Annotated in this window: 17 protein-coding genes; 5 read left to right on the top strand and 12 right to left on the bottom strand. The window is 69.4% G+C overall.

The genetic code is table 11. The features are described from left to right. The first annotated feature begins 10 nt into the window (after positions 1-10). Entirely contained in the window at positions 11-523 is a 513-nt protein-coding gene (gene bamJ / locus ACODSY_RS02050; protein ID WP_488949960.1) for a BamJ family beta-barrel-assembly machinery protein, read from the top strand. Here the strand turns inward: bamJ and ACODSY_RS02045 are convergent. Continuing rightward, positions 520-978, bottom strand: coding sequence for a GNAT family N-acetyltransferase (locus ACODSY_RS02045; protein ID WP_488949959.1), 459 nt, complete (start codon positions 976-978; stop codon positions 520-522). The two genes, bamJ and ACODSY_RS02045, sit on opposite strands and share 4 nt — an antisense overlap. A gap of 90 nt (positions 979-1068) precedes the next feature. Here ACODSY_RS02045 and argE point away from each other — a divergent pair, with 90 nt between their 5' ends. Further along, positions 1069-2235 (top strand): acetylornithine deacetylase, encoded by a 1167-nt coding sequence (gene argE, locus ACODSY_RS02040; RefSeq protein WP_488949958.1) that lies wholly within the window; start codon positions 1069-1071, stop codon positions 2233-2235. A gap of 108 nt (positions 2236-2343) precedes the next feature. Here argE and ACODSY_RS02035 read toward each other — a convergent pair whose 3' ends face one another. After that, complete coding sequence (locus ACODSY_RS02035) at positions 2344-3375, bottom strand: glycosyltransferase family 2 protein (RefSeq protein ID WP_488949957.1); 1032 nt, start codon at positions 3373-3375, stop codon at positions 2344-2346. Between the two features lie 32 nt (positions 3376-3407). Here ACODSY_RS02035 and rfbC point away from each other — a divergent pair, with 32 nt between their 5' ends. Next, positions 3408-3959 carry a dTDP-4-dehydrorhamnose 3,5-epimerase gene (gene rfbC / locus ACODSY_RS02030; protein WP_488949956.1) on the top strand — a complete coding sequence of 184 codons (552 nt, stop codon included), beginning with the start codon at positions 3408-3410 and terminating at the stop codon, positions 3957-3959. Here the strand turns inward: rfbC and ACODSY_RS02025 are convergent. The 5 genes from ACODSY_RS02025 to ACODSY_RS02005 form a co-directional block, all read right to left on the bottom strand. Next, a complete protein-coding gene (locus tag ACODSY_RS02025) occupies positions 3956-4678 on the bottom strand; it encodes a DUF899 family protein (protein WP_488949955.1) in 723 nt (240 codons plus the stop codon). The genes rfbC and ACODSY_RS02025 overlap by 4 nt on opposite strands. Positions 4679-4724: 46 nt before the next feature. Next, positions 4725-5852, bottom strand: a complete 1128-nt coding sequence (gene queG / locus ACODSY_RS02020; protein WP_488949954.1) for a tRNA epoxyqueuosine(34) reductase QueG — start codon at positions 5850-5852, stop codon at positions 4725-4727. Then, entirely contained in the window at positions 5833-6525 is a 693-nt protein-coding gene (gene fzlA / locus ACODSY_RS02015) for an FtsZ-binding protein FzlA (protein WP_488949953.1), read from the bottom strand. Before fzlA ends, queG begins: the two co-directional genes overlap by 20 nt. An 80-nt stretch (positions 6526-6605) precedes the next feature. Further along, positions 6606-7547, bottom strand: a complete 942-nt coding sequence (locus ACODSY_RS02010; RefSeq protein WP_488949952.1) for a cation diffusion facilitator family transporter — start codon at positions 7545-7547, stop codon at positions 6606-6608. Positions 7548-7562: 15 nt separating this feature from the next. After that, the gene (locus tag ACODSY_RS02005; RefSeq protein WP_488949951.1) at positions 7563-8636 is read right to left on the bottom strand and encodes a citrate synthase/methylcitrate synthase; all 1074 of its coding nucleotides are present in this window, start codon (positions 8634-8636) and stop codon (positions 7563-7565) included. A 93-nt stretch (positions 8637-8729) separates the two neighbouring features. Between ACODSY_RS02005 and ACODSY_RS02000 the strand changes: the two genes are divergently transcribed. Then, positions 8730-9893 carry a citrate/2-methylcitrate synthase gene (locus ACODSY_RS02000; RefSeq protein WP_488949950.1) on the top strand — a complete coding sequence of 388 codons (1164 nt, stop codon included), beginning with the start codon at positions 8730-8732 and terminating at the stop codon, positions 9891-9893. Here the strand turns inward: ACODSY_RS02000 and gltB are convergent. Together gltB and ACODSY_RS01990 are read right to left on the bottom strand one after the other, a co-directional pair. Continuing rightward, the gene (gene gltB, locus ACODSY_RS01995; protein ID WP_488949949.1) at positions 9890-14431 is read right to left on the bottom strand and encodes a glutamate synthase large subunit; all 4542 of its coding nucleotides are present in this window, start codon (positions 14429-14431) and stop codon (positions 9890-9892) included. The genes ACODSY_RS02000 and gltB overlap by 4 nt on opposite strands. Before the next feature lie 5 nt (positions 14432-14436). Next, a complete protein-coding gene (locus tag ACODSY_RS01990) occupies positions 14437-15885 on the bottom strand; it encodes an NAD(P)-dependent oxidoreductase (RefSeq protein WP_488949948.1) in 1449 nt (482 codons plus the stop codon). Between the two features lie 219 nt (positions 15886-16104). Here ACODSY_RS01990 and ACODSY_RS01985 point away from each other — a divergent pair, with 219 nt between their 5' ends. Continuing rightward, positions 16105-16905: an undecaprenyl-diphosphate phosphatase gene (locus tag ACODSY_RS01985; RefSeq protein ID WP_488950153.1), complete on the top strand. Its 801-nt coding sequence runs from the start codon at positions 16105-16107 to the stop codon at positions 16903-16905. Positions 16906-16949: 44 nt separating this feature from the next. Here ACODSY_RS01985 and phnD read toward each other — a convergent pair whose 3' ends face one another. From phnD to ACODSY_RS01970, 3 genes are read right to left on the bottom strand one after another with little or no spacing between them, the layout of a single operon-like run. Beyond that, entirely contained in the window at positions 16950-17936 is a 987-nt protein-coding gene (gene phnD / locus ACODSY_RS01980) for a phosphate/phosphite/phosphonate ABC transporter substrate-binding protein (RefSeq protein WP_488949947.1), read from the bottom strand. After that, on the bottom strand, positions 17933-18709 hold the full coding sequence (locus ACODSY_RS01975; protein ID WP_488949946.1) for a hypothetical protein: 777 nt from the start codon (positions 18707-18709) through the stop codon (positions 17933-17935). Before ACODSY_RS01975 ends, phnD begins: the two co-directional genes overlap by 4 nt. Further along, positions 18702-20192: an alkaline phosphatase D family protein gene (locus tag ACODSY_RS01970; protein ID WP_488949945.1), complete on the bottom strand. Its 1491-nt coding sequence runs from the start codon at positions 20190-20192 to the stop codon at positions 18702-18704. The genes ACODSY_RS01975 and ACODSY_RS01970 overlap by 8 nt, the downstream gene beginning before the upstream one ends. Between the last annotated feature and the right edge of the window lie 31 nt (positions 20193-20223).

The raw sequence follows: 20223 nt of genomic DNA, 5'->3' as shown, positions 1-20223 counted from the left end.
GACCGGATCCATGAAGCGCACCCTGATCCTGCTGGCCGCCGCCCTGGCGCTCGGCGCGTGCCAGCCAAAGGCCGGCAAGGAGGCCGCCGCTCCGGGCGCGCCGGTCGAACAGTCGGCCCAGAGCAAGGCGTTCATGGCGAAGGCCGCCAAGGAGGAGGGCGTGAAGGTCCTGCCCTCGGGCCTGGCCTATAAGATCGTGCGCTCAGGCCCGGCGACCGGCCTGAAGCCGAAGATCGCCGACGAGGTGAAGGTTCACTACGAGGGCAAGCTGGAGGACGGCACGGTCTTCGATTCCAGCTATGAGCGCGGCCAGCCGGCCGCCATGCCCTTGGGCGGGCTCATCCCGGGCTGGCAGGAAGCGCTGCAGCTCATGCGGCCGGGCGACGAATGGATCCTCTACGTGCCGTCCAACCTGGGCTACGGCAACGAGTCCGCCGGCCAGATCCCACCCGGATCGCCGCTGATCTTCAAGATCGAACTGATCGATGTCCTGGCCGCACCCGGGCGGATCCAGCAGGGCTAGAGACGACGACGCATGCCCACGTGGCTGGGCGTGAAGCCGAGGCGCCCATAGAACCGTTGCGCGTCGACCCGGCTGTTGTGCGTCAGAAGCTCGATGATGCCGCAGCCTCGCCGCCGCGCCTCGTCCAGCGCCCAGGCCATCATCTCGCCGCCCAGGCCCTGGCCGCGCCGCCCCCCGGCGATGCGGACCGCCGACAGCAGCGCGAGCTCGCCCCCCTGGTTCGACAGCCCCGGGATGAAACTGAGCTGCAGCGTTCCGACCACCGCGCCGGCCTCGTCCTCCGCCACCGCGAGCAGCACGCGCGGCTCGGCGTCGATCCGGTCGAACGCCTTCAGGTAGGCGTCAGCCGGCGGATCGGAGACCCGCTCGCGGGCGCCGCCCATCGCATCGTCCGCCAGCAGGGCCACGATGGCGGCCACGTCGTCCCGGCGCGCCTTGCGCATCCCGATGCTCATTCCGCCACCTCCCTGCGCGTCCGTCCTCCGGCTCCTAGCACGCATCGCCTTTCCTTTGTGGGCGACCGGGCGGAAGGCTATGCCTAGGCGATGAGCGCCGACCTGTATCCCGCCGCCCGCGACCTGCTGGCCAAGCTGGTGAGCTTCGACACCACCTCACGCGGTTCCAACCTCGAGCTGATCGAGTGGGTCGAGGGCTATCTCGACGGCCTGGCCGTGCCGCATCGCCGGGTGCCGAACGCCGACGGATCCAAGAGCAACCTCCTGGCCACCATCGGCCCCCCCGTCGAGGGCGGCGCGGTGCTTTCCGGCCACACCGACGTCGTGCCGGTGGACGGCCAGCCCTGGACCAGCAATCCGTTCGAGCTGACGCGGAAGGGTGAGCGCCTCTACGGCCGCGGGACCTGCGACATGAAGGGGTTCCTGGCCCTGGCGCTCGCCGCCGCGCCCGAGCTGAGCAGGTCCGCCCGCAGGCCCGTCCATCTCGCCTTCTCCTACGACGAGGAGATCGGCTGCCTGGGCGCCCCCAGCATGATCGACGTGATCCGCCGCGAACTGCCGGCCCCGGCCGTCGTGGTCGTGGGCGAGCCCACCAACATGGAGGCGGTGAACGGCCACAAGGGCATCGCAACCTTCCACGTCACCGTCACCGGCCGCGAGTGCCACTCCAGCCAGCCGCACCTGGGTGTGTCGGCGGTGATGGAGGCCGTGAAGCTGATGGGCTCGCTGAACGCGCTGTCCGCGCGGCTGTGGGACGAGGCCGATCCCGCCTCGCCGTTCACGCCCAAGGGCCCGACCCTGACCATCGGCCAGGTCAACGGCGGCACCGCGCACAACATCATCGCCCGCCAATGCGTCTTCGTGTTCGACGTCCGCTCGCCGGGCCCGCGCACGCCGAAGGAGATCGTCGCGCCGTTCCTGGCCGAATGCGCCGCGATGGACGCCGCGCTCAAGGCCCGCGCGCCCGAGGCCGGTGTCCTGGTCGAGCTGAAGACCGACGTCCCGCCCTTCATGCCCGAGGCCGACGGCGCGGCCGAGGCCTTCGCCCGCCGCATGGCCGGCGACAACGGCCCGCCCCGCGTCGTCGCCTTCGCCGCCGAGGCCGGCCAGTTCCAGCAGGCCGGGTTCTCCACGGTGATCTGCGGCCCCGGCTCGATCGACCAGGCCCACCAGCCGGATGAGTTCGTCGAGATCGCCCAGATGCAGCGCGGCGCGCTCTTCATGCGGCGGCTCATCGAGTGGGCGGCGGAGGGCTAGACCCCGCGACGGAAACCCCCTCCCCCTTGTGGACCTCCCCCAGAGGGGGAGGACCTAGGGCGCCATAGATGCTCCCCCTCTGGGGGAGCTCGCGAAGCGAGAGGGGGTTCAGCGCGCCGAGGCCCTCAGCGGCCGGATCACCGGCCTGCGCCGCGACAAGTCCCGCGGATCCCAGGTCATCGCCCCGGCCACCTGGCCCAGCGACGCCGTCCGCAGTTGCTGCACCCTCGCCCGGGTGCGGAACATCCTGGGCGCCCCGGCGAACGCCGCCCTGACCGCCCTCAGGATCAGCCGGATATGCGGCCGGTTGTCCTTCTTCAGGTAGATCAGCACCAGCGCCGCCAGGTGCAGTGGAACCACCAGTGGCAGCAGCAGCGCCGGGGTGTTCTTGAACAGCACCCAGAAGCGGTTGCGCGTGCCGTGGAAGACGGCGAACTCCGACTTGCGGCCACCGGAAGAGGCCGACCCGACGTGGTGGATGGTGGCGTCGGGGACCAGCAGGGTCGGCTCGTCCGCGAGCTGCAGCCGGTAGCCCAGGTCCACGTCCTCGCCGTAGCAGAAGAAGTCCTCATCGAAGCCGCCAAGAGCCAGAAACAGCTTCCGATCGATCATCATCGCCGCACCGCACGGGCTGAACACCTCGCCTTCGCGCGCCGTCCCATCGTCGGGGTTCAGATACCCACCGCGATAGGGGATGCCCGTGATGCTCATCACGTCGCCCAGGCCGTCCAGCAGCCCCGGTTCCCCCTCAACCATCTGGCGCGAGGTGAACGACGACACCCGCGGATGCCGCTCCGACGCCGCCACAAGCTTCGCCAGCCAGTCCGGCTGGGCAAAGGCGTCGGGGTTCAGCAGCACATACCAGCGGCCTTGGCCTTCGCGTGCGCCCTGATTGCCGGCGCCGGTGAAACCCAGGTTCCGGTCGTTGCGGATCAGGCGGGCCCACGGGAACTCGGCGGCAATGGCTGCGTCGCCCGGATCGGGCGAGGCGTTGTCGATCACCAGCGCCTCGAAATCGCGGAACGTCTGGGCGCCCAGGTGCTCGAGGCACGCGCGGAGCGTCGGCCCTGAGTTGTAGGCGATCACGCAGACGGTGATCTGCGGGTGTTCGGCCTTGTCATCGCCCCTTTGCTGCGCCATGCGACAGCCATACCCGCATCATCTGGATCAACATGACGATCACGCCGCTCGCCATTCCCGACGTCCTGCTTATCACGCCGAAGCGCCATGGCGATGCGCGGGGCTGGTTCTCCGAGACGTGGAGCCAGAAGGCCCTGGCCGGCACGGCGGCAGACACCACCTTCGTCCAGGACAACCAGGCCTACAGCTCCAAAAAGGGCATCATCCGCGGCCTGCACTTCCAGAAGGGGGCGACGGCCCAGGGCAAGCTGATCCGGGCCCTGACGGGCGCGATCTTCGACGTGGTGGTGGACCTGCGGAAGGGCTCGCCGACCTACGGCCAGTCGGTCAGCGCCGAGCTGACCGCTGAGGGTGGTGAGCAGCTCTGGGTGCCGCGCGGTTTCGCCCACGGCTACTGCACGCTGACCGCCGAATGCGAGATCTTCTACAAGGTCGACAACCTCTACGCGCCGACCGAGGAAGGCGGCGTCATCTGGAACGACCCCGACCTGAACATCTCCTGGCCGCTCGACGGCGAGCCGCAGCTCTCCGACAAGGACACCAAGCTGCCGCGCGTGAAGGACCTGGGCGACGTCGGGTTCTAGTAGCTGAGCTTCGGGTACCAGTCGGTCCCACGGCCCTCCGGCGTCAGGTCCAGCACGTTCCACAGCGTCATCAGGTCGGGCGCCGTCGTCGGATCCTGGCCGGGGTCGGCCGTGGCGGAGCCCGCCTCTGCGGCCCAGAAGTGCCGGATCACCCCGTCGCGGCGGGTGAAGATGTTTTCGGCGGCGGTGTCGACGCTGTCTGCCGTCAGCCCGGCATAGTCTTCGCTGAACTTGCCGTTGACGTCCTGGAACATCGGCAGGTTCCTCCAGCCGCGCTCGACCTTGAAGGCGATCTGCCGCTCGATCGGAGACTGGCCCACTATGGCCACCGCAATGCGCTGGCGCAGATGGTCGGTGTTGCCGTCCAGGCAGCTCAGCAGCGCGGTGCACATCGGGCACGGCCGCACCCGCTTGGGCCCGTACATCCAGTTGTAGACGAATAGCGTGTCCTTATCCCCAAACAGCGCATCGATGCCGACGGGGCCGGAACCCCGCACCGTGCTGCTCTCGCCCAAGAACTGGTAGTCTCCCTTCACCTCGCCGCCGGGCGGCAGGTCGCGGCGCATCGCGGCGACGCGGGCGATCTGCCGGCGCAACTCGATCTCCTCGACCATCAGGGCGTTGCGAGCCTCGCGATATTCGGCGCTTTCGTTTGGCTGGCGGGCGGCCTGGTTTCGCACCAGGACCGCGGCGGGCGTTAGGCTGGAACCCTCGGCCATGCGTTCGTCTCCCCTCACGGATTGGTCCTCACGGATCGATCCTGCCTCAAGGGTCTTGGACCGACCATTCCTCAAGGACGTCCGGATCTGGCTCGTTTCGACATCGCGCGTTGCAAATTCTTTGGAAAGCCTGCGGGTCCAGTCGCGACAGCGCCCAGGCGGCCGCGCCCCGCACCACCGGCGCCGGATCGGCCGCCAGGCGTTCCGCATCCGCCGCCAGCGCCGGATCGCCCGAGTTCCCGATCGCGTACAGCACGTTGCGCAAGAAGCGGTCTCGGCCGATCCGCTTGACCGGGCTCTTGGAGAACAGCGCCCGGAACGACGGGTCGTCCAGCCGGCTCAGTTCGGCCAAGGAAGGCGCCTTCAGCGCCTCCCGCGCCGCCAGCTTCTGCTCGCGCCCGGCGCGGGCGAACTTGTTCCACGGGCAGACCGCCAAGCAGTCGTCGCAGCCGTAGATGCGGTTGCCCAGCAACGGCCGGAACTCGCGCGGGATCGGCCCCTTCAGCTCTATGGTCAGGTACGAGATGCACCGCCGCGCATCCAGCTGGTAGGGCGCGGGGAAGGCCTTCGTCGGGCAGACGTCGAGGCAGGCCTGGCAGGTCCCGCAGCCGCCCGCCTCGCGGGCGTCGGGGGCGAGCTCCAGCGTCGTCAGGATCGACCCCAGGAACAGCCACGATCCAAATTCGCGGCTGACCAGGTTGGTGTGCTTGCCCTGCCAACCCAGGCCGGCGCGCTCGGCCAGCGGCTTTTCCAGCAGCGGCGCGGTGTCGACGAACACCTTCAGTTCGCCGCCGAAACGCGCCTGCAGCCAGCGGGCCAGGGCCTTCAGCCGGCTCTTGATCAGGTCGTGGTAGTCGTCGCCCTGGGCGTAGACGCTGATCGCGGCCCTGTCGGGATGCCCAAGGATCTCCAGCGGATCGCCGTCGGGGCCGTAGTTCACGCCCAGCAGGATCGCCGAGCGGGCGTCGGCCCACATCGCGCGCGGATGGCGACGGCGCTCGACCGTCTCGGCCATCCAGCCCATCTCGCCGTGCCGTCCGGCGTCGACGAATTCCGCCAGACGCCCGGCCGCCGGCCAGGCCTCGTCGATGTCGGTGAAGCCGCAGAGGTCGAAGCCGAGCTTGAGAGCTTCGGCGCGGATCAGCTCGGTCGTGTCAGAAGTCGAGGTCGTCATAGTGCCCGGCCGGGTGCAGCCCCGGCCAGCGATCCTGCAGCAGCGGCCGGAAGGCCGGCCGGGACTTCATCTTCATGTACCACGTCTTCACGGCGGGGAACTCGCGCCAGGGCATGTCCCCGAAATAGTCGATAACCGAGAAATGGGCGGCGGCGGCGAAATCGGCCATCGACATCCGCTTGCCCGCCAGCCACTCCCGCGCCTGGAGCAGGCCGTCGAGCATGAACAGGTGGTTCTTCAGCGCTTCCTTACCCTGGCGCAGGTTCGCCAGTTCAGGAGCTCCCAGGCCCAGCAACCGCTTCTCGATCTTCTCGTGCAGGATGTAGCCGCCGGCCTCGAAGGCGAACTTGCCCTCGAACCAGCTGATCAGCCGCCGCGCCTCGGCCCGCTCGGCCGGGTCGCGGGGGGCGAACAGCGGCGGATCGGCGTAGGTCTCTTCCAGGTGGTCCAGGATCGCCCGCGGTTCGCACAGCACCAGCGGCGGCCGGCCCTCTTCGGCCTCGACCAGCACCGGGATCATGCCGGACGGGTTCATCTTGGTCAGTTCGCGCGGCCGCTCCCAATAGCGCACCGAGACCTCGGCGAACGGCAGCCGCTTCTCGCCGAGCGCAAGGCGCACCTGCCGCGAGGCCGGATCGAGCGGGAAGTGATGCAGGGTGCGTTCGACGGTCATGGCGGCATGTACGGACGGTGGCCCGCCTCGTAGGCGAATCGTTGGAACGCCAACAGACGCCCACGGGCTTAACGGGTCGTTTACTGCGTTGAAGCGGCTGTGGATTCAGCGAATGCGCCGCCGTGCGGTTCCGCGCGCCCACGCGGATCGGCGTGGATGATGATGTCGGCGGCGGGGAAGGCCTCCAGGATACGCTTCTCGGCCGCCACGATCACTTCGTGGGCGGCTTCCAGCGTCAGTTGCGGATCCAGGTCGGCGTGCATCTGCATGTGGATATATGGCCCCGACGCGCGCGTGCGCAGCTGGTGGACGTCAGTAAGCCGCGGATCCGCGGTGGCCAAGGCCACGATCTGGACGCGGTCGGCGTCGGGCAGTTCGCGGTCCATGAGCTGACTGGACGCCTCGCGAAACACCCCGACGGCGCCCCATAGCAGCAGGGCCGCCACCGCGAGCGCGGCCGCGGCGTCGAAGCCGTTCACGCCCAGCCAGGCGGATACGGCGATGCCGACCAAAGCGATCAGGTTCGAGGCCAAGTCGGTCGCGTAATGCGCACGGTCGCCCGAGACGGCGACCGACTGGGTCTGCCGCAGCACCCGGGTCTGGGCCGCGATCAGGACGCCCGTCAGCAAGGTGGAGACGATCATGACCGCCACCGCCCAACCCTCCTGGCGCAAGGGATGCGGCGCGGCGAAATCGCCGACGGCTTCCCGTGCGACCAGCGCCGCCGAAGCGAAGACCAGCCCGGCCTGCATCAGGCTGGCGAAGGCCTCGGCCTTGCCGTGCCCGAACCGGTGCTCAGCGTCCGGTGGGACCGCCGCGTAGCGAACGGCGTAGGCGGTGACGAGAGAAGCGACCAGGTCCAGACCCGAATCGGCCATGGACGCCAGCAACGCCGTCGATCCCGACGCGAGCCACGCCGCGAACTTGATGGTCACCAGCACGGCGGCCGTGGCGACGGACAGCAGGGTGACCCGCCGCGTGAGCGCGGCGGTCTCGGCGGCGGTGAGGCGGGGCGAGGTCATCGCCCCACCTATAGATCACGCCGCCTTTTTCGGCATCGGCCCGATATAGACGCTGGACGGGCGGATGAGGCGGCCGCCGGCGAGCTGCTCCCGCGCATGCGCCAGCCAGCCCGCGACGCGGCCCATGGCGAAGACGCAGGTGAAGGCGCTCGGCGGGAAGTCGAGCGCCTCCAGCAGGAGGGCCGTATAGAATTCCACGTTGGTCTCGAGCGACCGGTTCGGCTTGTGCTCGCGCAGGATGGCCAGGGCGGCGGCCTCCACCGCCTCGGCGAACTCGAGCCGGCCCTGGCGCGCGTCCAGCCAGCGCACCGCGGTCTTCAGCGCGTCGGCGCGCGGGTCGCGCACCTTGTAGACCCGGTGGCCGAAGCCCATGAGCCGGTCCCCGCGCGCCAGCGCCGCCTCGATCCAGGTTCGCGCGTTCCCAGGTTCGCCGATCTCGTCCAGCATCTCGATCACCGGTCCCGGCGCGCCGCCGTGCAGCGGGCCCTTCAACGCACTGATCCCCGCCAGCACCGCAGAGCCCAGACCGGCCCGCGTCGAGGCCACCACCCGGGCGGCGAAGGTCGAGGCGTTGAGGCCGTGGTCGGCGACGGTGACGAGATAGGTGTCCAGCGCGTCGGCCTCGGCCTTCGACGCCGGCGCGCCCCGCAGCATCCGCAGGATGTCGGCGGCGTGGCTGAGCGACGGATCGGGCGCAACCGGCGCCTCGCCGGCCTGGGCACGGACCACCGCCGCCGTGAACACTGCCGGCGCGGCCAGCAGCCGGAACGCCGTGGCGATGTCGTCGCCGTCGGCGAGCCGGGCGGTCAGCGCACGCATCGCCTCGATCGGCGTCCGGTCCAGCAGGCCGGTGTCCAGGGCCGAAACCTCGGCGAACACCTCCGCGCGTGCGGCCCCGAGGGCTGCGCGCACATCGGCGGGCAGGTCGGGATAGAAGCCGCCGAACAGAAGGGCGACCACCTGCTCATAGGTCGTGCGACCGGCCAACTCGTCCAGCGAGTGGCCGCGGACGATCAGGACACCGGCGGCGCCATCGACTTCGGACAGGACGGTTTCAGCGGCGACGACGCCTTCAAGGCCATCGGACATCTCAGGTCTCCAAATCTCTTGCTGGCGACCAGAAATGCCTCCACGATAATACCGTCAATCTTGATCAATATGATCAATATATAGAACTCAGCGATGACGCAGACCGATTGGATCGCCGCCGAGGAAGCCCAGGCCCGCCTGGGCGTGCGCCCGCAGACGCTCTACGCCTACGTCAGTCGCGGGCGGGTCAGCGTGCGGCCCGATCCCGGCGACCCGCGCCGCAGCCTCTACCGCTCGGCCGACATCGCCGCCCTGGTCCAGCGCAAGTCGCGCAGCCGCAAGGTTTCCGAAGTCGCGGCGGGCGCCATCAACTGGGGCGAACCGGTCCTGTCGTCCGCCATCACCACGGTCAGCGGCGGGCGGCTGTTCTACCGGGGGCGCGACGCCATCCGCCTGGCCGAGACCGAGACGCTGGAGTCGGTCGCCCGCCTCCTGCGCGGCGGCCATGGCGCGGCGCTCAAGCGCACCGACCGCCCGAAACCGCCGCCCGGCGCTGACATGCGCACACGGGCCTATCTGGCGCTCGCCCAGAGGGCCGCGGTCGATCCGCCCGCCCGGGGGCGTGCGCCACTGGCGCTGGCCGTCGAGGCGGCGACGCTGCTGGATGTCCTGACCGACGCCATCGCAGGCGAGGTGGGCGGCGGGGCGATCCACAACCGCCTCGCGCTGGCCTGGGGGCAGGGGCCGGGCGGGCCGGGCGCCGACCTCATCCGCCGCATCCTGGTGCTGGTGGCCGACCACGAACTGAACGCCTCGGCCTTCTCGGCCCGCGTCGCGGCCTCGACGGGCGCCTCGCTGGCCGCCTCCGCCCTGGCCGGCCTAGCGACGCTGTCGGGTCCACGCCACGGCGGCGCGACGGCGGCGGTGGCGAAGTTCGCGGCCGAAGCCGCCCAGCTCGGCCCGCGCGAGGCCATCGCCAGCCGGCTGACCGACGACCGCGCCCTGCCCGGCTTTGGCCACAACCTCTATCCCGACGGCGATCCGCGGGCCGCGGCGCTGCTGGAACGGTTCACGCCACCGCCGGACCTGGCCCGGCTGCAGGCCGCAGTGAAGGCGGTGACCGGGCTCGATCCGAACGTCGACTTCACACTCATCGCCGCCTGCGAGGCCCTGCGGCTCCCGGCCGATGCGCCCTTCGCCCTCTTCAGCGTGGCCCGCTGCGCCGGCTGGATCGCCCACGCCATCGAACAGGGCCAGACGGATTCGCTGATCCGTCCGCGGGCGCGCTACGTGGGGCCGGAGCCGGAAGTGACCTAGGCCCGCTCGTGCACCCGCTCCTCGGCCTCCAGGGCGTGGTCCAGTCGGCCGACCATCTCCTTCGGGCAGACCTGCCAGAAGTGCTCGAGCGCCAGGTCCCAGTTGCGGAGCAGGTCGAGCGCGAGCGCTGAGCCGGTCTCCTTCTGGTGCTCCTCGACCAGCTTCTTCAGGACGCCCTGCCAGTGCGCGCTCGACACCCGGCAGACGACCACGCTCTCGGCATTGAGCGCGCGGTGGAAGACGCCCTCGGGATCGTGCACGAACGCCATCCCACCCGTCATCCCGGCGGCGAAGTTGAAGCCGACCCGCCCCAGGATCACCGCCGTACCGCCGGTCATATACTCCAGCCCGTTGGCGCCGCAGCCCTCGATGACCGTCGTGGCGCCTGAGTTGCGCACGGCGAACCGCTCGCCAGCCAGCCCCGCCGCGAACAGCCGCCCTGAGGTCGCGCCGTACAGCACCGTGTTGCCGATGATGGCGTTGCGGTGCGGCTGGGTGATCTGGGGGGCTGGCTTGATCACGATGGTCGCGCCCGACAGCCCCTTGCCGACGTAGTCGTTGGCCTCGCCCGTCACCTCCAGGCGCAGACCCTGCACTGCGAAGGCGCCCAGGCTCTGGCCCGCCGAGCCCTTGAGCTGGACGGTGAGGTGGCCGGGCTGCAGGCCGTCCATGCCGAACGTGCGCACCATGTGCGAGGACGTCCGCGTGCCGATGGCGCGCGCGGTGTTCTGCACCGTGTAGGTGAGCTGCATCTTCTCGCCGCGTTCCAGCATGGGCGCCGCGTCGCGGACGATCTGGGCGTCGAGGGTGTCGGGCACCTCGTTGCGCCCGTCGATCGTGCAGAAGGGCTTGTTGAGGCCGGGGTCGGCCTTCACCAGCAGCGGGTTCAGGTCGAGGTCGTCCAGGTGCTCGCCGCCGCGGCTGACCTGCATCAGAAGGTCGGTGCGGCCGATGACGTCCTGCAGCGAGCGGGCCCCGATCTTGGCCAGGATCTCGCGCACCTCCTCGGCGATGAACGTGAAGAGGTTGATCACCTTCTCGGGCGTGCCGGTGAACTTGGAGCGCAGCCCCTCGTCCTGGGTGCAGACCCCCACCGGGCAGGTGTTGGAGTGGCACTGGCGCACCATAATGCAGCCCATGGCGATCAGGCTGGCGGTGCCGATTCCGAACTCCTCGGCGCCCAGCATCGCCGCTATCACGACGTCGCGACCGGTGCGGATCCCGCCGTCGGTGCGCAGCCTCACGAAGTGGCGCAGGTTGTTGAGGGTCAGCACCTGGTGAGCCTCGGAGAGTCCCATTTCCCACGGGCCGCCCGCGTACTTGATCGAGGTCTGCGGCGAGGCGCCCGTGCCGCCCACGTTCCCCGAGATCAGGATCACGTCGGCCTTGGCCTTCGCCACCCCCGCCGCGATCGCGCCGATGCCGGTCATCGCGACCAGCTTCACCGTCACCCGCGCGTCCGGGTTGATCTGCTTCAGGTCGTAGATGAGCTGGGCCAGGTCCTCGATCGAGTAGATGTCGTGGTGCGGCGGCGGGCTGATCAGCATCACCCCCGGCGTCGCGTGGCGCAGACGTGCAATCAGCTCCGTCACCTTGAATCCAGGGAGTTGCCCGCCCTCGCCGGGCTTGGCGCCCTGGCTGACCTTGATCTCGATCTCGCGGCACTGGTTCAGGTACTCGGCGGTCACGCCGAACCGGCCCGAGGCGATCTGCTTCACCGCCGAGTTGGGATTGTCGCCGTTCGGCAGCGGCTGATAGCGGCTGCGGTCCTCGCCGCCCTCGCCGGAGACGCTCTTCGCGCCGATCCGGTTCATGGCGATGTTCAGCACCCCGTGGGCCTCGGGGGCCAAGGCGCCCATGCTCATGCCGGGTGTCAGAAACCGCTTGCGGATCTCGTTGACGCTCTCGACCTCTTCCAGCGGCGCGGCCTTGGCGTCGGCGCGGATGTCGAGCAGGTCGCGCAGCTGGATGGCCGGCAAGGTGCGCATGCCGTGCGAGAAGCGCTTGTAGACCTGGTAGTCGCCGGTGTCGCAGGCGCGCTGCAGCGTGTGGATCATCCGCGCCTCGAAGGCGTGAGCCTCGCCGCTCCGGCGCGCCTTGTAGAAGCCGCCCACCGGCAGGCTGACCGCCGCCGGATCCCAGGCCTTGCGGTGCAGCTCGACCGACTTGGCCTCGATCCCGGCGAGGCCGATGCCCGAGATGCGCGACGGCATGCCGGGGAAGAACTCGGCCACCAGGCTGCGCGACAGGCCGACGGCTTCGAAGTTATAGCCCCCGCGGTACGAGGAGATCACCGAGATCCCCATCTTCGAGATGATCTTGAGCAGGCCGCCTTCGACCGCCTTCTTGTGGTTCAGGCACAGCTCGCGCAGCGACAGCTCGCCGGTCAGGCCCCGCTCCTGGCGGTCCAGGTAGCTCTCCTGGGCCAGGTAGGCGTTCACCGCCGTCGCGCCCACGCCCACCAGCACCGCATAGGCGTGGGTGTCGAGGCACTCGGCCGAGCGCACGATGATCGAGACGTACGAGCGCAGGCCCTTGCCCACCAGCCAGGCGTGGACGCCGCCGGTGGCCAGGATCATCGGCAGGGCCACCCGGTCGGGGCCGGCGCCCATGTCGCTCAGCACGATGGTCGAGCAGCCGCGCAGGGCGGCCTCCTCGGCCTCGGCGCGGATGCGGTCCAGGTTGGCGCGCAGGGCGTCGCCGCCACGGGCGCCATCGGCCGGGATTGGCATGGTGCAGTCGATCTGGGCGACGTTCTTCTCGCCGATCACCTCGATCACGCGCTGGTACATGCCCGTGGTCAGGACCGGGCTTTCCATCACGAAGACGTCGGCCTGGGTCTCGTTCTCGGCCAGGATGTTGCCCAGGTTCTTGAACCGGGTCTTCAGGCTCATCACCGCCGTCTCGCGCAGCGAGTCGATCGGCGGGTTGGTCACTTGGCTGAAGTTCTGGCGGAAGAAGTGGCTGAGCGGGCGATAGCCGTCCGACAGCACCGCCAGCGGCGTGTCGTCGCCCATCGAGCCCACGGCCTCCTTGGCGTCCTCGACCATGGGGGCCAGGATCAGCTCGAGGTCCTCCAGGGTGATGCCGGCGGCGGCCTGGCGGCGCACCAGTTCTTCGCGGGCGTAGAGGCGCGGCTCGGGCCCGGGCCCGATCTTCTCCTCCAGGTCGACCATGTTGCCGAGCCAGCGGTCATAGGGATGCTGGTTGGCCAGGCGGTCGAGGATCGCCTCCTCGTCGTAGAGCTTGCCCTCGTTGAGATCGATGGCGAGCATCCGGCCGGGCTCGATGTGCGCCTTGCGCACGATGCGGCTCTCTTCCACCCGGCACATGCCGGCCTCGGAGCCCACGATCAGCAGGCCGTCCGAGGTCTGGGCCACGCGGAGCGGGCGCAGGCCGTTGCGGTCCTTCCCGGCCACCACCCAGCGGCCGTCGCTGGCGCAGACCGCCGCCGGGCCGTCCCACGGCTCCATCACGGCGTTGCAGTAGGAATAGAGCGCCCGGTGTGCGGGCTTCATCTGCTCGGCGGAGCGCGTGTTCCACGCTTCCGGGATCAGCAGCGTCTTGGCCATCGGTGCGTCGCGGCCGGCGCGCACCAGCACCTCGAAGGTGTTGTCGAGAGCGGCGGAATCCGAAACGCCCGGCTGGATCACCGGCTTGATGTCGTCCTGGTAGTCGCCGAACGCCGACGCCGCCATGCGGATCTCGTGGCTCTTCATCCAGTTGACGTTGCCCTTCAGCGTGTTGATCTCGCCGTTGTGGGCCAGCATCCGGAACGGCTGGGCCAGCCGCCATTCCGGGAAGGTGTTGGTGGAATAGCGCTGGTGGAAGATCGCCACCGCCGCCTGGAACCGCGGGTCGGTCAGGTCGGGATAGAAGGCGTCGATGCTCTCGGCCAGGAACATGCCCTTGTAGATCAGGGCCCGCGCCGACAGCGAGCAGATGTAGAAGTGCTGGATGTTGGCCTGGGCGACGCGCTTCTCGATCCGCTTGCGGCACAGGAACAGCGCGCGCTCCAGCGCCTCGCCGTCCATGCCCCGTGGCGGGCTCAGCATGATCTGTTCGATCTCGGGGCGGGTGGCGTTGGCCTTCTCGCCGATCACCGAGGTGTCGGTGGGCACCTGCCGCCAGCCGTAGATGTAGAAGCCGAAGCGCAGCACTTCGCTTTCCACGATGGTCCGGGCGGCCTCCTGCGCGGCCAGGTCCACGCGCGGCAGGAAAACCTGGCCGACGGCGATCGGGCCCGGGCGCACGACGTGGCCGATCCGCTCCACGTGGGCCGCGAAGAAGTCCTGCGGGACGCTGACCAGCACGCCGGCGCCGTCGCCTGTCTTGCCGTCGGCGTCCACGGCGCCCCGGTGCCAGACGGCCTTCAGCGCGCGGATGGCCAGTTCGACCACCTCGCGGCGCGGCTTGCCGTCGATGGCGCAGACCAGGCCCACGCCGCAGGCGTCGTGCTGGGCGGTGATGTCGTAGCCGCCGTTGGCCTCGAGCAGGCGCTGCCGGTCGTTTTCGTAGCGGGCGAGGATGTCGGTCATCGGATCTACTCGGCGGGGATCAGGGCGTCGGCGCTGGCGTGCGCGGCGAGGTAGCGGTGAATGGCTTCGGCGGCGTCGCGGCCATCGCGGATGGCCCACACCACCAGGCTGGCGCCGCGGACGATGTCGCCGGCGGCGAACACGCCCGGGATCGAGGTCATCATGTTTCGCATGTCGGCCTTCACCGTGCCCCAGCGGGTCACAGCCAGGTCGGGCACGTCGAAGGCGGTAGGCAGGTCCTCGGGGTCGAAGCCCAGGGCCTTGATCACCAGGTCGGCGGGCAGGTCGAAGTCCGCACCCTCGATCTCTTCCGGGGATTGGCGCCCGGAAGCGTCCGGCGCGCCCAGGCGCATGCGGGCAGCCACCAGGCCGGCGGCCTTCAAGGCGTCGCCGGTCACCGCCTTGGGCGCGGCCAGCCATTCGAAGATCACGCCCTCTTCCTCTGCGTGGCCCACCTCGCGGTCCGAGCCCGGCATGTTGGCGCGGTCGCGGCGGTAGAGGCAGGTGACCGAGGTCGCCCCCTGGCGGATGGCGGTGCGGACGCAGTCCATGGCGGTGTCGCCGCCGCCGACGACCACCACGTTCTTGCCAGCGGCGTCCAGCTTGCCGGTGTCGAAGTCCGGAACTTCGTCGCCCAGGCCCTTGCGATTGGAGGCGATCAGGTACTCGAGCGCCGGCGCGACGCCCGCCGAGCCCGCGCCTGGGACCGCCATGTCGCGCGCCGCGTAGACTCCCGTGGCGATCAGCACGCTGTCGTGCTTGGCGCGGAGCTGGTCCAGGGTCGCGTCGCGGCCCACCTCGAAGTCGAGGACGTATTCCACCCCGCCCTCGGCCAGGCGGCGGGTGCGGCGCTCCACGACCTCCTTCTCCAGCTTGAAGCCGGGGATGCCGTACACCAGCAGTCCGCCGGGCCGGTCGTGGCGGTCGTAGACGGTGACCTTGTAGCCCAGCTCGCGCAGGCGTTCGGCGGCGGCCAGGCCCGCGGGGCCGGCGCCGACGATGCCCACCGACTGGCTCCGCTCGGCCGCGGCCGCCAGCGGGCGCACCCAGCCCATCTCCCAGGCCTTGTCCGACAGATAGCGCTCGACCGCGCCGATGGTCACGGTGCCGTGGCCCGACTGCTCGATGACGCAGTTGCCCTCGCACAGGCGGTCCTGCGGGCAGATGCGGCCGCAGATCTCGGGCATCGAGTTCGTCGCCTGGCTGAGGGCGTAGGCCTCCTCCAGCCGCCCCTCGGCCGTCATCCGCAGCCAGTCGGGGATATTGTTGTGCAGCGGGCAGTGGGTCTGACAGAACGGGACGCCGCACTGCGAGCAACGCGAGGCTTGCTCCGACGCCTTGGCGTCGATGAAGTCGCGGTAGATCTCATGAAAATCGCCCGCCCGCGCGCCGGCGTCCCGCTTCTCCGGGGTCGCCCGGGGCGTGACGGTAAATTTCAGCATGCGCTCGGCCATGGAAGTGCGCTCTCTCCGTTCGAGCGGCCATCTAGAGGGCAAGAAATTGCGTGAAAAGACGATGATCCAAAAAATGGACTATCAGCATCGCTAGATGACGCCGATGTGACGATCGAGCGCGGCCCTCCGAGAAAATTAGTCCAATTTTGAGATGAACCTGTTGTTCACCATAGTCCGGGCCCTGTCGCCCTCCGCGACTTGTATTGGAGCGTCCACGTGCTGCCGGACTGGGTCTATGCCGTCATCCTGGGGATCATCGAGGGCCTGACGGAATTCATCCCGGTGTCATCCACGGGGATGATGCTGCTGGCCAAACAGGCCATGGGCCTGCCCAGCGGGTTCTGGGATACCTTCGCGGTGATGATCCAGCTGGGTGCGATCCTGGCCGTGGTCGCCCTCTACTTCGGCAAGCTTTGGAAACAGGTCATCGGCCTGCCCACGGACCCGGAGGCGCGCAAGTTCGCGCTCACGGTGATCGTCGCCTTCATCCCCTCGGTGGTCCTGGGCCTGCTATTCCACGACTTCATCAAGGCGGTGCTGTTCGACAGCCCGGTGGTGCAGTGCGTGTCGCTGATCCTGGGCGGGATCGTGCTGCTGTTCATCGACCGGCTGGCGCCGCAGCCCGTGGCGCACGACGCGTTCCGGTTGCCGCTGGTCAAGGCGCTGATCATCGGCCTCTTCCAGGTGCTGGCCATGATCCCCGGCGTCTCACGCTCGGGGGCCACCATCGTGGGCGGCATGCTGTTTGGCGTGGAGAAACGAGCGGCCGCCGAGTTCACGTTCTTCCTGGCGATCCCGACGATGCTGGGGGCCTTCGTGCTCGACGCCTGGGAGAGCCGCGATCAGCTCACGGCCGATACCCTGCCGCTCATCGCCATCGGCTTCGTCGTCTCCTTCGCCGTCGCCATCGTGGTGATCCGCACCATGCTGGCGATCGTCACCAGCCGCGGCCTGGCTCCCTTCGGCTGGCTCCGGATCCTGATCGGCGGCGTCGGCCTTGCCTTGCTGACGCTCACCTAGGGCGCGCCGCTCGAAAGGCCGGCCGCGGCCACGAGCGGACCGCCCTATTTGGGCAGCGCCGCGCGTTCCTTGGCGATCTCGGCGAGGGCCGCCTGGGCCTTTTGTTCAGCGGCAGCGTCTTTTCGGTTGCGGGCCTCGATGAACTGGCCGGTGGCCTCCATCTCGCGCACGGGGATCAGGTGGCTGTCGTCGGCCGCCACGAACGGCTTGGTCTGGATCTTCTCCAGGATGGCGCGCTGGCGGGCGGCCTCGGGCGTGTCGCCAACCCCGTAGCTGAACATGAAGTCGGCGAGCTTCTTGCGCAGCGCCGGGTCGAGGTCCTTGCGCCAGACCAGCGGGTCTTCGGGAATGCGAGGCGAGCGCCAGACGATCTCGACGTTCTTCAGCGTGTTCTTCGCCACGTCGGTGTTCAGCAGCTTCAGCCGGTCCATTGAGGCGGTGTTGTTGGTGGCCGCGTCCAGCATGCCGCCGGCCACGGAGAACAGGTTGGTCTCGTGGTTGGCGGAGCGCACGGTCTTGAAGCACGTCTCGGGGGTGAGGTTCCGCGGCGCGAACAGGTAGGTCATCGGCGCCAGGGTGCCCGATGTGGACTTGGGGTCGCCCATGCCGAAGTTCAGGGTCTTGTCGCACTTGAGGATCTTGTCGAGCGTCAGCCCCGACCCGGTCTTGACGATGATCACGGCCTCGTAGCCGTCGATGCCGGTCGGGTTCACGGAGCGGGCGAACACCTCGCCGTCGCCCCGCCTTACCGCCTCGAGCCCCGACTGGTTGGTGAACCACCCGAGGTCTGTCTGCTTGAAGCGCATGGCCTCGATCAGCGCGGTGTAGTTCGAACCGTAGAAGGCGGTGACCGGCCGGCCGATGGCCTTGGACATGTCGGCGAGGAACGGCGCCCAATCCTTCTCGGCGCTGGTCTGGCTCTCGGCCGAAAGAATCGAGAACACGACATCCTTCCGCTCGGCCGGCTTGTTCTGGCCGCAGGCTGAAAGCGCTGTGGCGGCGACCAGAGCCAGGATCAGTCTGCGGTTCATTTCCCCTCCACCGGCGGCAGCTTCATGCCCACCACCTCGCGCTTCGCGCGGCTTATACCGAACAGGACGCGGTCGGCGGAACGATCGAACGCCACCGCCTGGCCTTCCGCCGCGACGGGGATGGTCGCCACATGCTTCAGCACCGATCCGATCCGCGGCAGTTCCAGCACATAGACCTCGGGGAGGTCGTGGCCGGTCACGTACAGCCGCCCGTCCGCCCCCCAGGCGCCGCCCGATGAGCTGCGCGGCTTGAAGCGGGCCAGTACGCTGTCGGGGAACGTCCATACGCCCGCGACGCGCCACTTGTCGTCGAACTTCAGCAGGGTGGTGAACCGATGGTCGCGACCCGGCTCCCCGCCTTTGCCGTCGTAGTTGGCGAAACAGGCCCACCAGGCGTTCTCGCGCCGGTCGACCCAGGTCAGCGAGCCGGGCTGGGGCGAGATGGGCATGGACCGCAGGTGGGTCATGGTGATGGTGTCGAACACCTCGACCGAGCTCTGCATCGGCAGGGTGGGATAGTTCGAGCTGGCGCAGACCAGCTCGGCGCCCAGGATGATGCAGGAGTTCAGGTGCGGGAAGGTGGCCGGATCGCCCGTCCAGGCGGTGACCTTCTGGCCCGTGGCGCGGTCGTACTTGGCGATGACCGAATTATCGATGGCGTAGATGAAGCCCGCGTCCACGGCGACGCCTTGGTTCGCCTCGGGGGCAGACAGGCGCGAGACGGTCGCGGCCGGGCTGAGCGCCAGCGCGGCCGCCGCCAGCAGCTCAAGCATTCTTCAGCCCCGCCTCGCCGTCCTCGACCACGAACCTTGCCAGGTCGCGGATGGGCGACTTCGGCAGCAGCGCGTTCTCGAGGCCCCGGAAGGTCACCTCGCAGGTCTTGGCCGAGACGTCGACGCGGCCGTAGCCGCGGGTCTGTCCGTCGCCGAACTTCAGCGTGGGCGTGATCGCCAGCATGCCCTGAACGATCTCCCGCGACCGCCCCAGGGAGGTGACCGAGCCGCCCACGAACTCGCTCGCGATCGGCTTGCCGCCCCGCTCCAGGGCCAGGTCGCCGGCGAAGAAGCAGTGGACGTCGCCGCCCAGCGCGACCGGGTTCGAAACCTTATGATCGCGCCAACCCTCCAGGATGCGCTGGCGGGTCTGGGCGTAGCCGTCCCAGCCGTCGTTGCTCACCCGCTGGTCTGGCGTGATGATCTCGTTCATCAGGGTCTGCTGCCCCAGCAGGTTCCAGCGCGCGGGCGTCGTGCTGAACTGTTCGGTGAGCCAGGATTCCTGGGCCTCGCCCAGCATCGAGCGCTTCGGGTCCGTCCGCTCGGGGCAGGACGCTGGGATCAGCTTTTCCTTCGACTGGACGTCGCAGCTGCGGTGCGCGCGGTACTGGCGGTCGTCAATGAGCGTGAGGCGGGCCAGCCGGCCCCAGTCCAGGCTGCGGTAGAGGCGCATGTCAGGCCCCACCGGCTTCACCGACCGGCGCAGCGGCATGTTCTCGTAATAGGCCTGGTAGGCGGCGGCGCGGCGCTTCAGGAACAGGGCGGGCGGCGGGTTCGAGCGGTCTTGGTCGCCGCCGTAGTCGTTCGAGACCTCGTGATCGTCCCACGTGACCACCCAGGGCGCGACCGCATGGGCCGCCTGCAGGTTCTCGTCGGCCTTGTACCAGGCATAGCGCTGGCGATAGCTGGTGAGGTCCTGGGCGATCACCGTCGGGTGCTTGCGCACGCCGTCGTCGGTCGCGGCCTTCTCGTAGATGTAGTCGCCCAGGAAGAGCACGATGTCCGGGTCGTCCTCCACCAGATGGGCATGGGCGGCGTAGTAGCCGGACTCCCACTTCTGGCAGGAGCCGTAGGCGATCCTCAGGCGGTCGGCGCGCGCTCCAGGCTCCGGCGCCGTGCGCGTACGGCCGACGGGGCTGGCGTGGCCGCCGGCGGTGAAGCGGTACCAATATGCGCGGCCGGGCTTCAGCCCCGCGACTTCGATGTGGACCGAGTGGCCGGCCTCGGCGACGGCCAGGGCCTGGCCGCGCTGGACCACTTGCTTCAGGCGCTCGTCCTCGGCGATCTCCCATCCCACGCGGACCGGGGCGCGGCTCATTCCGGCGCCGATCGCCTGCGGATCGGTGACCAGGCGCGTCCACAGAACCACGCCGTCCGGCAGCGGCTCGCCCGAGGCGACCCCGACCTTGAACGGATACTCCGCCAGCCGGGTTTGGGCGACGGCGGGGGTCCACGCCGCCGGAGACAGCGCGGCGCCCGCCATCACGGCGGCCTGGAGAAGCAGCCGCCGCCTG

Source organism: Phenylobacterium sp. FG114, from assembly GCF_057809855.1.
The sequence above is the reverse complement of the archived record's forward strand: the minus strand, read 5'-3'. Positions and strand labels throughout refer to the sequence as shown.